The organism is Sphingomonas adhaesiva (genome assembly GCF_036946125.1).
GTDB classification, from domain to species: Bacteria; Pseudomonadota; Alphaproteobacteria; order Sphingomonadales; family Sphingomonadaceae; genus Sphingomonas; species Sphingomonas adhaesiva_A.
The window spans coordinates 1,125,658-1,138,217 of sequence record NZ_JAQIJT010000001.1; the positions used below are offsets into that span (position 1 = coordinate 1,125,658).

Annotated in this window: 12 protein-coding genes; 4 read left to right on the forward strand and 8 right to left on the reverse strand. The window is 69.3% G+C overall.

Annotation, left to right across the window (positions count from 1 at the left end; all coding sequences use genetic code 11):
• Positions 1-3: 3 nt before the first annotated feature.
• From PGN23_RS05370 to rpiB, 6 genes are all read right to left on the reverse strand, one after another.
• Positions 4-1,287, reverse strand: coding sequence for a putative 2OG-Fe(II) oxygenase (locus PGN23_RS05370; RefSeq protein ID WP_335301803.1), 1,284 nt, complete (start codon positions 1,285-1,287; stop codon positions 4-6).
• Positions 1,284-2,342 (reverse strand): TrmH family RNA methyltransferase, encoded by a 1,059-nt coding sequence (locus tag PGN23_RS05375; RefSeq protein ID WP_335301804.1) that lies wholly within the window; start codon positions 2,340-2,342, stop codon positions 1,284-1,286. Before PGN23_RS05375 ends, PGN23_RS05370 begins: the two co-directional genes overlap by 4 nt.
• Positions 2,343-2,600: 258 nt before the next feature.
• Positions 2,601-3,062, reverse strand: a complete 462-nt coding sequence (gene nrdR, locus PGN23_RS05380; protein WP_335301805.1) for a transcriptional regulator NrdR — start codon at positions 3,060-3,062, stop codon at positions 2,601-2,603.
• Positions 3,063-3,068: 6 nt separating this feature from the next.
• Positions 3,069-3,266: a hypothetical protein gene (locus PGN23_RS05385; protein ID WP_335299243.1), complete on the reverse strand. Its 198-nt coding sequence runs from the start codon at positions 3,264-3,266 to the stop codon at positions 3,069-3,071.
• Positions 3,267-3,279: 13 nt separating this feature from the next.
• Entirely contained in the window at positions 3,280-4,587 is a 1,308-nt protein-coding gene (glyA, locus tag PGN23_RS05390) for a serine hydroxymethyltransferase (RefSeq protein WP_335301806.1), read from the reverse strand.
• Entirely contained in the window at positions 4,584-5,018 is a 435-nt protein-coding gene (gene rpiB / locus PGN23_RS05395; protein WP_335301808.1) for a ribose 5-phosphate isomerase B, read from the reverse strand. Before rpiB ends, glyA begins: the two co-directional genes overlap by 4 nt.
• A gap of 98 nt (positions 5,019-5,116) precedes the next feature.
• Between rpiB and PGN23_RS05400 the strand changes: the two genes are divergently transcribed.
• The 3 genes from PGN23_RS05400 (at position 5,117) to PGN23_RS05410 (ending at position 10,243) form a co-directional block, all read left to right on the forward strand.
• Complete coding sequence (locus PGN23_RS05400; RefSeq protein ID WP_335301809.1) at positions 5,117-5,560, forward strand: hypothetical protein; 444 nt, start codon at positions 5,117-5,119, stop codon at positions 5,558-5,560.
• Positions 5,561-5,706: 146 nt separating this feature from the next.
• The gene (locus PGN23_RS05405; protein ID WP_335301810.1) at positions 5,707-8,721 is read left to right on the forward strand and encodes a TonB-dependent receptor domain-containing protein; all 3,015 of its coding nucleotides are present in this window, start codon (positions 5,707-5,709) and stop codon (positions 8,719-8,721) included.
• Between the two features lie 64 nt (positions 8,722-8,785).
• A complete protein-coding gene (locus PGN23_RS05410) occupies positions 8,786-10,243 on the forward strand; it encodes an amidohydrolase (protein WP_335301811.1) in 1,458 nt (485 codons plus the stop codon).
• Between the two features lie 94 nt (positions 10,244-10,337).
• Here the strand turns inward: PGN23_RS05410 and PGN23_RS05415 are convergent, their stop codons facing one another.
• Positions 10,338-11,243 carry a pirin family protein gene (locus PGN23_RS05415; protein ID WP_335301812.1) on the reverse strand — a complete coding sequence of 302 codons (906 nt, stop codon included), beginning with the start codon at positions 11,241-11,243 and terminating at the stop codon, positions 10,338-10,340.
• Between the two features lie 105 nt (positions 11,244-11,348).
• Between PGN23_RS05415 and PGN23_RS05420 the strand changes: the two genes are divergently transcribed.
• On the forward strand, positions 11,349-11,717 hold the full coding sequence (locus PGN23_RS05420; RefSeq protein ID WP_335301813.1) for a hypothetical protein: 369 nt from the start codon (positions 11,349-11,351) through the stop codon (positions 11,715-11,717).
• Positions 11,718-11,924: 207 nt separating this feature from the next.
• Here the strand turns inward: PGN23_RS05420 and PGN23_RS05425 are convergent, their stop codons facing one another.
• Positions 11,925-12,545, reverse strand: coding sequence for a TIGR02117 family protein (locus PGN23_RS05425; protein ID WP_335301814.1), 621 nt, complete (start codon positions 12,543-12,545; stop codon positions 11,925-11,927).
• Positions 12,546-12,560: the final 15 nt, after the last annotated feature.

Consider the following 12,560-nt stretch of genomic DNA (forward strand, 5'->3'; position numbering starts at 1 on the left):
AAATCACGCCGGGACGAGGTCGAACGCCACCGTCAGCCGCGGCGCATCGCCCGTGAACGGCTCCGTCCCGTGCCACAGGTACGAGGGGAACAGCGCCAGCATCCCCGGTTCGGGCCGGACATGCCGAAAGGGCGCGAGCGCCGGCATCGTCGGCACCCCCGGTCGCCCGAAGGCCAGCCATCCCTGCGGCGGCGTCGCCACCGCATCCGGCAACGCGACGTAGAAGGCCGAGGACAGCCACCCCGCCGGATGGATGTGATCGGTGTGGAAGCCCCCCGGCATCAGCCGCACCGACCAGGCGCCGGCGATGGCATATCCGCCCCGCACCCGACGCCGCACCGGGTCGTCGCCGCGACCCAGCGCCGCGACATGCGCGCGGATCGGCGCGTCGAAGGCGGCGAACAGCGCGGCGATGACGGGCGTGTCGACCTTCGACAGGTCGACCTGAGTCTGGCTGCCGTGGCGGATCGACTGCTCCAGCGGATGCGCGCGCCACGCGTGCAGCGCGGCCAGCGCCTCGGCCAGATCGCGCAGATAGGCGGGCAGGTCCGGCCAGCCCGGCGGCGTCGCGACGATGGCGGTGGAGACCAGCGCCGCATCCTCGCACAAGGCGGCGTGCCGCGCGTCGCCGGTCAGCCGCCACGCGGTCGCCATCAGCGCGATCGCCGCCTGGTCCTCGGGCGCGGCGGCGACGACCCGCTCCGCCAGCGCGGCTGCCTCGCCGATGCGGCCCAGATGCAGCAGCGCCTCCACCGCGGCGCGCGCCGCTTCGATCGAGGCCGGCGCGGCGCGCAGCGCGGCGGTGGCATGGTCCAGTTGCGCCGCGCCGCGCCCCATCTGCCCGGCCACCCCCGCCGCTGCCAGCCGCAGCGCCACGTTGCCAGAGGCGCGCGCCAGCGCGCGGTCGAGCACCTGCGCCGCGCGCGCGGCATCTCCCACCCCGCTCAGCACCGTCGCGCGCACCAGCGCCAGCTCGGGCGTGTCCGGCGCGCGGTCGAGCGGGGCCATGGCGGTGCGCGCATCCGCGCTGCGCATCCAGCGCAGCTGCGCCCAGTCGCGGTGCGCCACCGCATAATCCGGCCGCCGCGCGATCGCCGCGGCGAATGCGGCCTCCGCCTCGTCCAGCCGGTGCAGGCCCTGAAGCGCGCGCGCCTGCACCAGATGGGTCTCGGGCGCGTTCCCACCCGCCGCGAATGCGCGCGCGCAGGCCGCCACGGCGCCCGCGAAGTCCCCCGCGTCCCCCAATCGGGCGGCGAGATTGTGCTCCGCGACCGCCGATCGCGTCACCGCCGCGGCACCTTCGGCCGCAGCGCGGACAGCACGCCGCGCACCGTGCGCACCTCCAGCGTGTTCCACCCCGGCTTCGTCAGCAAGGTGCGCAGCGTCCGCCGCGTCGCAACGGTGCGCGCCTCCGGAAAGAAATAGCCCGCATCCTCCAGCATCGCGTCCAACTGCCCGATCATCCCCTCCAGTTCCTCCTGCGGTGCCGGGGGCAGCAGCCCGGTATCGGGCGGGGAGGCGAGCGCGACGCCCTTCGACCATTCGTAGGCGACCAGAATGACGGCCTGCGCCAGGTTGAGGCTGCCGAACTCGGGGTTGATCGGCACCGTCACGATGGTCCGCGCGAGCGCCACGTCATCGGTTTCCAGCCCGGAGCGTTCCGGCCCGAACAGGATCGCGGTGCGCGCGGGGCTGGCGTGGATGTCGCGCGCGGCCTGTTCGGGGGTGACGACGGGCTTCGTCACGCCGCGTTTGCGCACCGTGGTGGCATAGACGTGCGCACAATCCGCGACCGCCTCGGCGACGGTGTCGAACACCTGTGCCCGCTCCAGCACGATGTCCGCACCCGATGCGGCCGGGCCCGCCTGCGGATTGGGCCAGCCGTCGCGCGGCGCGACGAGGCGCATCTCGACCAGCCCGAAATTGAGCATCGCGCGCGCGGCCTTGCCGATGTTCTCGCCGAGCTGCGGGCGGACGAGGACGATGACGGGGGGCGGGGCGGGGGCAGGGTCGCCTTCCATCCGTTCGTCATGAGGAGCCGCTGCGAGGCGCTTCGCACGCTCACCCGGGGGCATCGCAGCCTTGTGCAGCGTATCCCAATCACTCACGATCAACGCTTCCTTCTTGGCACGCGACCAGCCCTTGATCCGTCTCTCGGCGGCGAGCGCTTCGTCACGGGTCGAAAACTCCTGTGACCAAGCGAGCTCGACGGGACGGCGATCATGGGTGTAGCCGGGTATAGCGCCGCCTTGGTGCTGCGCGACACGATGCTCTAGGTGGTCGGTATGACCGGCATAATAGCTGCCGTCCGAGCAGCGAAGAAGATAGGCGTGGAATACCAAGGGCGGACCTCTTCGAAACCTCCGTTCGCCCTGAGCGAAGTCGAAGGGCAAGCGCAAGGCTTATGCCCGTCTGCGTCGTCTATGGCGTGAAACGTGGTCGCGTTGGTGCGTGGCCTTCGACTTCGCTCAGGCCGAACGGACGTGGAGCGCGGAACACGACGGGGAACCCTTTGTGCCAAGCGAGGCCGAAGCGCCGCCGGCGTGCGTCGGCTTTGATTCCGGTGAGTGCGGGCAAGGGGCACACAGATTGAAGCCCGCTCACCCCCGCCCGGCTTCCTCCACGCTGCCGGCGAATTCCTCGAAGTCACGCGCTTCGCCGAACTCGCGGTACACGCTGGCGAAACGGATATAGGCGACGGAATCCAGCCCCTTCAGCCCGTCCATCACCATCTCCCCGATACGCTTGGACGACACCTCCGCGTCGCCGCTCGTCTCCAGCTGGCGCTGGATGCCGCTCACCAGCCGTTCCAGCTGGACGGGCTCGACCGGCCGCTTGCGCGCCGCGATCGCGATCGAGCGCAGCAGCTTCTCCCGGTCGAAGGGCTCGCGGCGATGCTCGCTCTTCACCACGGTCAGGTCGCGCAGCTGGATGCGCTCGAACGTGGTGAAGCGCGCCGCGCAACCCTCGCACTGGCGCCGCCGCCGGATCGCCGCCCCGTCGTCGGTGGGGCGGCTGTCCTTCACCTGGCTCGCCTCGTGACCGCAGAAGGGGCAGCGCATACCGGATCAGTAGCCCTTGTTCTTCGTGCCCTTGTGATACGCCCAGGCGGCGCCCGCCAGCGCGCCGAACACCGGGCCGACGAACGGCACCGGGATTGCGACGACCGCGCCCAGCGCACCCCATTTGGCCATGCTCTTGCCCAGGCCCGGCGTGCCCTTCACGTTCGCCTGCACTTCGCCGATCTTCTCGTCGAACTTCGCCACGTATCGATCTCCTTTACGAATAGATGGGGAACCGAGCGCACAGCGCGCGCACACGTTCCCGCACATTCGCCTCGACCGCCGGATCGCCCGCTTCGCCCTTCGCGGCGAGGCCGTCGAGCACGTCGGCGACCATGTTGCCGATCTCGCGGAATTCCGCCGTGCCGAACCCGCGCGTGGTGCCCGCTGGGCTGCCGACGCGGATGCCGCTGGTCTTCATCGGCGGCAGCGGGTCGTTGGGGATGCCGTTCTTGTTGCAGGTGATGCCGGCACGCTCCAGCGCCTCGTCCGCGTCCTTGCCCGTGACCTTCAGAGGGGTGAGGTCGACCAGCGCCAGATGCGTGTCGGTGCCGCCGGAGACGAGGTCCGCGCCGCGCTCCTTCAGCGTCGCGGCCAGCACCTTGGCGTTCTCGACCACGCTCGCGGCATAGCTCTTGAACTCGGGGCGCAGCGCCTCGCCGAACGCGACCGCCTTCGCCGCGATGACGTGCATCAGCGGGCCGCCCTGGAGCCCCGGGAACACCGCCGAATTGATCTTCTTCGCGATGGCCTCGTCGTTGGTCAGCACCATGCCGCCGCGCGGCCCGCGCAGCGTCTTGTGCGTGGTCGTCGTGACGACATGCGCGTGACCGAACGGGGTCGGGTGGACGCCGCCCGCGACCAGCCCCGCGAAATGCGCCATGTCGACCATGAAGAACGCGCCGACCTTGTCCGCGATGCTGCGGAAACGCGCGAAGTCGATGTGGCGCGGATAGGCCGAGCCGCCGGTGATGATGAGCTTGGGCCTGGTCTCGATCGCTTGGCGTTCGACCGCGTCATAGTCGATCAGGTGCGTGTCGGCGGTGACGCCGTACTGGACCGCGTCGAACCACTTGCCGCTCATCGCCGCCTTCGCGCCGTGGGTCAGATGGCCGCCGGCGTCCAGGCTAAGCCCCATCACCGTATCGCCCGGCTTCGTCAGCGCCAGCATCACCGCGCCGTTCGCCTGCGCGCCGGAATGCGGCTGCACGTTGACGAAGCCGCAGTCGAACAGCTGCTTCGCGCGGTCGATCGCCAGCTGCTCGACCTCGTCCGACGGGTGGCAGCCCTGGTAATAGCGCTTGCCGGGATATCCCTCGGCATATTTGTTGGTGAAGACGCTGCCCTGCGCCTCCAGCACCGCGCGGCTGACGATATTCTCCGACGCGATCAGCTCGATCTGGGTCTGCTCGCGCGTCAGCTCGTGCTCGACACCCGCGAAGACGGCGGGGTCGGCATCGGCGAGGCCGCGGGTGAAGAAGCCGTCGGGCTGGACGTCGTGGAGGGCGGCGGGGTTCGTGCTCATGCGGGCTCCTTGAGCATGTCGACGCGCGCGGCATGGCGCCCGCCGAGAAAATCGGTGGAGAGGAAGGCGGTGACGCACGCGCGCGCCATTTCAGCGCCGATCACGCGCGCGCCCATCGCGATGGCGTTGGCGTCGTTGTGCTGACGCGCGAGCGAGGCGGACAGCGGCTCCGAGACGAGCGCGCAGCGCAGGGCGGGGTTGCGGTTGACCGCGATCGAGATGCCGATGCCGGAACCGCACAGCGCGATCCCGCGCTCCGCCTCGCCGGACGCGACCGCCTCGGCCAGGCGGCGGCCGTAATCGGGATAGTTGACGCTGTCGGGCCCGTGCGTGCCCAGGTCGAGCATGTCGTGCCCCTCACCGGACAGCCAGTCGCGCAATTCGTCCTTCAACGAGACGGCGGCATGGTCGCAGGCGATAGCGATGCGCAAGGAACGACTCCCCGGGGCAGTGGATGCGCGCAGCCTCTAGCGTCGCCCTGCGCGAAACGCCACCCGGAACGGCAGCAGCGGGGCAGGGTTGTTGCGACATGAACCGGATCGCCCTGCTCGCCCCGCTGGCGCTCGCCGCCTGCGGCAAACCCGCCCAGCCGACGCCCGCGGAGACGCGCGGCGCGACCGGCCCGGCACCCGCGGTCATCACGCCCGCCCCCGCCGCCAGCGCGGTCGCGCCCGAACCCGCCGCGACCGCGAGGCCGGAGGCGGACTATCTCGGCAAATGGATCGGGGTGGAGGGCATGGTCCTCAACGTGACCAAGCGTGCCGGCGGCGGCGTCACGCTGGAGATTCAATGGGATCTCGACAACAAGGGCACGTTCCCCGGATCGGTCACCGCGGAAGGGCTGCGCTTCACCCGCGACGGAAAGGACGAGATCGCGGTGCCGAGCGACGGCGATGCGACCGGGCTGAAATGGCTGGCGGGGAAGAAGGATTGCCTGACGGTGAAGCCGGGCGAGGGGTATTGCCGGGGATGATCGCCGTTAGCCCCTCCCCCAGGTGGGAGGGGCTGCCGACGGCCAACGGAACATTTTTCGCACTGCAACGTGAGGGGCACCCGCCGCCCCGCGTCTGACCCGGTGAAGCCACCCGAACGAGGTGGCCCGAACCAGGGACAGTTTCCATGCACCAGCGATTGCTTCGCCGTTCGATCCTTGCCGCCGGTACCTGCACCCTCGCGCTGGTCGCGACCCAGGCCGCGGCGCAGACCGCGCTTCCCGAAAGCCCGCCCGCCTCGATCGAGGAAGCCGAACAGAGCGCCGCGCCGCCGCCCGCCGAGGACATCGTCATCACCGGATCGCGCATCGCGCGCCCCGATTATGTCGCCAACTCGCCGATCGTCTCGCTGTCGCAGGATACGCTGGAGAATACCGGCCGCGTGACGGTGGAAAGCGCGCTGACCCAGCTGCCGCAGTTCAGCGGCGCGTTCGGTGCGGCCAACGGCGGCTCGACCTCGACCGGGCTGAACGGCGGGCAGGCCTATGCCTCGCTGCGCGGGCTGGGGGCCAAGCGCACGCTGCTGCTGCTCGACGGTCGCCGCATCCAGCCGTCGAACCCCGACGGCTCGGTCGACCTCAACATCCTGCCCGAGGCGCTGATCGAGAATATCGAGGTCATCACGGGCGGTGCGTCCACCACCTACGGGTCGGATGCGACCGCGGGCGTCGTCAACTTCCGGCTGAAGCGCAACTTCAAGGGGCTGGAGCTGAACGGCCAGACCGGCGTCAGCAATTACGGCGACGGCAATTCCTATCGCCTGACCGGCACGGTCGGATCGAAGTTCGCCGACGATCGCGGCTCCGCGGTACTGTCGGTCGACTACACCCGGCGCGACCGCGCGTTCCAGCAGGGACGCGACTATTACACCTTCCGCCAGTCGACCCCGGGGCTGTCGACCATTCCGCAGGGGACCGCGCTGTTCGGGGCGAACCTGCCCCGGCTGCAGGCGGTGAACGACGTATTTCAGGGCCAATACGGCACACCGGCGCTGCGCGGAAACGCGGCAGGCCGCTACACCGGGCAGATCGGCTTCAACACCGATCAGACGCTGTTCTCCACGGTGGGCGTGCCGGTCTACAACTTCCGCGATCCCCAGACCGACGAAGCGTATATCGTCAATTCCGGCACGAATTCGCAGCAGATCAACTTCGGCTACAACGGCTCCTCGATCCAGGCCGATCTCAGTCGCTGGACGCTGTTCGGCAAGGCGGATTACGACGTCACCGACAATGTGAAGGCGTTCGTCCAGGCGACCTACACCACCTATACCACGATCGGCATCACGAACCCGACGCTGGCATCGAACGTCTATGCCCTGAGCGTACCGACGACGAACCCGTACATACCGCAATCTTTCCAGACGATCCTGCAATCGCGTGACAGGCCGAACGATCCGTTCGTCTTCTACAAGGCATTCAATATCCTGGGGCCGCGCATTCAGCGGTACGATTACGATGTCTATCAGTTCACCGCCGGACTCTCCGGCAAGGTCGGCATCCGCGACTGGACCTGGGACGTCTACGCCTCGACCAGCCGCACCAAATATTCGAACGAACAGCGCGGCGGCGCCTCGGCCAGCGCGACGGCGCAGCTGCTCAACTCGCCCACGGGCGGCAGCGAGCTGTGCCAGGGCGGGTTCAATCCGTTCGGCAACCTCACCCCGTCGCAGGCCTGCATCGACTTCATTTCGCGCCGCACGCTCAACACCAACGAGCTGAAGCAGCGCACGGTAGAGGGCACGATGCAGGGCAGCCTGTTCTCGCTGCCCGCGGGCGACGTGCGCTTCGCGCTCGGCGCGGACTATCGCTTCAACGGCTATTCCTTCACCCCGGACACGCAGCTGTCGCTGCCCAACGGCACCAGCGACATTCTCGGTTATTCGGTGCTGCGCGCCGCCGATGGCGAGGTGAATACCGGCGAGCTGTTCGCGGAACTGCTGGTGCCGGTGCTCCACGACCTGCCCCTGATCCAGCAGCTCGATCTCGACCTCGGGTACCGCTATTCGAAATACGACACGATCGGCGGCGTTCACGCGTACAAGGCGGACGTGACCTGGCGGGTGTTCGAGCCGTTGCGGCTGCGCGGCGGGTACAATCGCGCGATCCGCGCGCCCAGCGTGGGCGAGCTGTTCGCGCCGATCTCCACCGCCTCGGTGGCGGTCGGCACGGCGAGCGCCACGACGACGAACGGCGATCCGTGCGACACCCGTTCCTCCTATCGCCAGAGCACGAATGCGAATGCGGCCGCCGTGCGTAACCTGTGTCTGGCGCAAGGAATCCCGGCCAACTTCATCGACAGCTATCAGCTCGGCACGGCGCAGGTCTTCGCGCTGACCGGCGGCAACCCGCAGCTGAAGGAGGAGGTGGCCGATACCTTCTCCGCCGGCGGCGTGCTCCAGTCGCCGTTCGCGGGCATGTTCAAGAATTTGTCGCTCTCGGTCGATTTCTACTCGATCAAGATCAAGGGTGCGGTCGGGCCGCTCAATATCGGGCAGGTATTCCAGTTCTGCTTCAATTCGGGCGGCAACAATCCGACCTATTCGGCGACGAACTACTATTGCTCGCTCATCACGCGCAGGACCGATACCGGCGTCCCGCTCAACCCGCTCCAGCCGCTGCTGAACCTTGGCAATTACGAGGTGCGCGGGATCGACTTCCAGTTCGACTGGCGCTTCCCCGTCGGGCCGGGCAATGTCGCGATCAATTCGGCGGTCAGCTACCTCGACACGTTCAAGGTGCGCGCGCTGCCGGGCGCACCGACCTATGACTATGCGGGATCGATCGGGTACAATGTCGATACCACGGCGGGCATCGCGCACCCGCGGTGGAAGGCGATCACCTCGTTCAACTATTCGCTGGGTCAGGCGAGCCTGGGGCTGCGCTGGCGCTATATCGACAGCATGATAAACTCGGCGAAGGTGGTGACGCCCGCCAGCACGACGCGCGGCGTGGTCGCCTATAACGTGTTCGATCTCAACGCGCGGTTCGAGATGGACGAGACGACCGAATTCCGGCTGGGCGCGACCAACCTCTTCAACCGCGCGCCGCCGCAATATGGTGATATCGAGGCGACGTACGACGCGCAGAATTACGACGTGATCGGCCGCTACTTCTTCATCGGCGCGACGAAGAAGTTCTGATCGATCGATCGTGGCCGTCATCCCCGCGCAGCCGGGGATGACGTGGTTATCAGGGAGAAGGTTCATGAAGACGATCGCACTGGCCGCGGCACTGCTCGCCGGCACCGCGCTGCCCGCCGCCGCCGAGCCGCTGGCGCCCGCCGACAGCCGGCAGATCCTGGCCAACGTCACCGCGGACGAGAAGCCGCTGGCCGATGCCGCGCTCCAGATCTGGAAGTTCGCCGAGGTCGGCTATCAGGAGACGCAGAGCTCCGCGCTCCTTCAGCAGCGGCTGAAGGCGGCGGGCTTCGCGGTCACGGCGGGCGTCGCAGGGGAGCCGACCGCATTCGTCGCCAGCTTCAGGAACGGCGCCGGCCCGATCATCGGCGTCCTCGCCGAATTCGACGCGCTGCCCGGGCTGGCGCAGGCCGCGGTGCCCGAGCGGCAGCCGATCGCCGGCATCGCCGGCCATGGCTGCGGCCACAATCTGTTCGGTGCCGCCAGCAGCTATGCCGCGATCGCGGTCAAGCAGTGGATGGTGGAGAACGACGTGAAGGGCGAGATCCGCGTCTATGGCACCCCGGCCGAGGAGGGCGGCTCGGGCAAGGTCTATATGGTGCGCGACGGGCTGTTCAAGGATGTCGACACCGTGCTTCACTGGCACCCCGGCAATACCAATTCGGCGTCGCAGGGGCCGAGCATGGCCAATATCTCGGGCAAGTTCCGCTTCCACGGGAAGTCGGCGCATGCGGCGGGCAATCCGGACAAGGGCCGCTCCGCGCTCGACGGGGTCGAGGCGATGGACGCGATGGTCAATCTGATGCGCGAGCATATCCCCGACCGCACCCGCATCCATTATGTCATCACCAACGGCGGCAAGGCCCCCAACGTCGTGCCGGACGAGGCCGAGGTCTATTATTACGTCCGCCACATGAACCCCGAGATCGTGAAGTCGGTGTGGGAATGGGTGAAGCAGGCCGCCGCCGGCGCGGCGATGGGCACCCAGACGAAGATGGACGTCGAGGTGACCGGGGGCGTCTATTCGATGCTCCCCAACGAGGCGCTGATGAAGGTCATGGACCGCTCGCTCCATACCGCGGGCGCGATCACCTGGACCCCGGAGGAGATCGCCTTCGGACAGAAGATCCAGACGACCTTCGCCCCCGGTGCGCCCGCGCTGTCGAGCGTCGGGGAGATCCAGCCGGCGCGGATCGAGGACGAGGCTCTGGGCGGCTCGACCGACGTGTCCGACGTCAGCTGGGTGGTGCCGACCGTGGGCCTGTCGACCGCGACCTTCGTGCCGGGCTCGGCCGGGCACAGCTGGCAGAACGTCGCCGCGGCGGGCGGCAGCATCGGCGTGAAGGGGGCGGTGCTCGCGGCGAAGACGCTGGCGCTGACCGCGGCCGACCTGTTCCGCTCGCCCGACACGATCGCCGCGGCCAAGCAGGAGTTCGCGGCCAAGCGCGGTCCGAACTTCGAATACAAGGCGATGCTGGGCGACCGCAAACCCCCGCTCGACTATCGCAAGACCGGGGCGGAGTAAGCACCTTTCCCGTCATTGCGAGCGGAGCGAAGCAATCCAGTGTCCCGCGCGCTGCGCTGGATTGCTTCGCTACGCTCGCAATGACGGCCAATTTCTACGGATAGCTCACCGTCTTCGGCGCCAGCTCCGGCAGCGGGATCCACTCCGACTCGCCCGGCACGCTCGCGAAGCGCCCCTCCTTCCATGCGCGCTTCGCCTCGTTGATCGCCTCGCGCGAGGAGTGGACGAAGTTCCACCACACGTGCCGCGGCGTCGCGAAGGCCGCGCCCCCCGCCAGCATCGCCCGCCCGCCGGTGGCCGACGACAGCGTCGCCGCCACGCCGGGGCGCAGCACGTACAGCCGCTGCGGTTCCAGCGTCACGCCGTCCAGCGTCGCCTCGCCGTTCACCAGATAGACCGCGCGCTCGTCCGCGCCGGCATCGACCGGCACGCGGGCTCCCGCGTCCAGCGCGATGTCGGCATAGATGGTGGACGCCAGCGTCGTGGTCGGCGCGGCCGTGCCCCACAATTCGCCCATGATGACGCGCGCGCGGGCGCCGTGCGCCTCGACCACCGGCAGCCGCTCGACCGCGACATGCTCGAACGCGGGGGCGACCTCCTCCTGTCCGTCGGGCAGCGCGAGCCAGGTCTGGATCCCCGCCAGCGCCGGGCCGTCGGGGCGCACATCGGCGGGCGAGCGCTCGGAATGGACGATCCCCGTGCCCGCCGTCATCAGATTGACCGCGCCGGGCGTGATCCGCGCATCGGTGCCCAGCGAATCGCGGTGCTGGAACGCCCCCTCGAACAGATAGGTGACGGTCGACAGCCCGATATGCGGGTGCGGGCGCACGTCGACGCCGCCGCCCAGCGGCAGATGCGCGGGGCCCATCTGGTCGAAGAAGATGAACGGCCCCACCATCGTCCGCTCGCGTTGCGGCAGCGTGCGATGCACCTTGAACCCGCCCAGATCGTGTGTGACGGGCAGGAGGGTCTGGAGGATCGCATCGTCGCGCACCGACATGGCAGGCAGCCCTTTCTGCAGCGGGAAAACGCTGGCTAACAGCTTGATCGCGATCCGCAAAGCGCCCGCGCGGAACGGCGCGCGCCAGCGCCCGTTATTGCCGCCATGACGAGCGCGAAGAACAAGACGCCGGCGCGGTTTGCGCCCCGATCCTCCACCCGGCGCACCGCCGCCATCGCCGCCACCGCGATCGGCGGCGTGGCGGCGGGCGCCGCCGCGGCGCTGAAGCTCGGCTGGCTCGACCGCTTCTTCGCCCATCCCGGCGATGCGGCGGGCGCGGAACATGCCGCGCCCGATCTCGCGGCCGATGCGCCCACCCCCGGCACGACCCGCGCGCCCGAGGCCTTCCGCCCGGACCCCACCGCCCCGGTCAGCGAGGCCGAGCGGGAGGCGTTGCGCCCCGCCACCGGAACCGCGCCGACGCTGTCGGCCACCGCGGGCGAGATGGCGAACCAGACCGGCGCGCCGGTCTGAACGCTTCGTCACCGAGCGTGTGAGGGAGAGCAGTGATGCGACAATCCCCTCTTCCGTTCCCCGGCGAAGGCCGGGGCCCAGTTGGGAAAACGCTGGTGATCGAGCGCTCGCTTCCTCACCGAAGCCTTCCCTGCTGGGCCCCGGCCTTCGCCGGGGAACGAAGAATTTAGAAGAGGTCCCGCTCAAGCCCGAGCCGCCGCGATCTCCTCAAAACCACCGCATCACCGTGCTCGGAAACGGCGTCCATGCTCCCACCCGGACCCCCGCCGCCGCCAGCGCGTCCCCGGTCCACGCATTGCACGTCCGCACGGCATCGTACCGCCCGCTCGCGGGGTAGAAAACGTCGTAGCCCGCATAGCCCGGCACCGCGGCCCCGCGCCGACGCGACCCGCGCACCACCGCCGCCAGCCGGCGATATTCCTCCCTGCGCAGCGTCACCGCGCGCACCTGCGGCCCCGCCACCGGGCGCGCGATATGCTCGACATGCAGGAGCGTGTCGTCGCTGCCCAGCGCGGCGCGCAGGATCGTCGACGGTCGCACGTCCCACCATGTCGGCGTGCCCAGGTAGAAGCCCCGCTCGCCCCATCCGACCGCGACATGGCCATGGTCCGCGTAGCGCGGATCGCGCAGGTCGCGCGCGGGAAAGTCACCGCGCCAGTCGATCCCCGCCGCGCGCACCGGCAGCACCAGTCCGGTGTGGATGCCGTTGTCCTCGACCCAGATCGTCACCCCGTCCGCCGGCGCGCGCCAGTCGGGGTTGCGCGGCACCAGCCCGCCGATCGCCCCCGCGATCGCATAGCCGAGCACCGCCAGCGCCACCGCGAGCACTAGCCCGCGAAGGGT

Bases quoted from the DNA above. Each gene is read 5' to 3' on its own strand.
- nrdR (WP_335301805.1), bottom strand. From the start codon at position 3,062: ATGCGCTGCCCCTTCTGCGGTCACGAGGCGAGCCAGGTGAAGGACAGC.
- glyA (WP_335301806.1), bottom strand. From the start codon at position 4,587: ATGAGCACGAACCCCGCCGCCCTCCACGACGTCCAGCCCGACGGCTTC.
- PGN23_RS05400 (WP_335301809.1), top strand. From the start codon at position 5,117: ATGAACCGGATCGCCCTGCTCGCCCCGCTGGCGCTCGCCGCCTGCGGC.
- PGN23_RS05405 (WP_335301810.1), top strand. From the start codon at position 5,707: ATGCACCAGCGATTGCTTCGCCGTTCGATCCTTGCCGCCGGTACCTGC.
- PGN23_RS05410 (WP_335301811.1), top strand. From the start codon at position 8,786: ATGAAGACGATCGCACTGGCCGCGGCACTGCTCGCCGGCACCGCGCTG.
- PGN23_RS05415 (WP_335301812.1), bottom strand. From the start codon at position 11,243: ATGTCGGTGCGCGACGATGCGATCCTCCAGACCCTCCTGCCCGTCACA.
- PGN23_RS05420 (WP_335301813.1), top strand. From the start codon at position 11,349: ATGACGAGCGCGAAGAACAAGACGCCGGCGCGGTTTGCGCCCCGATCC.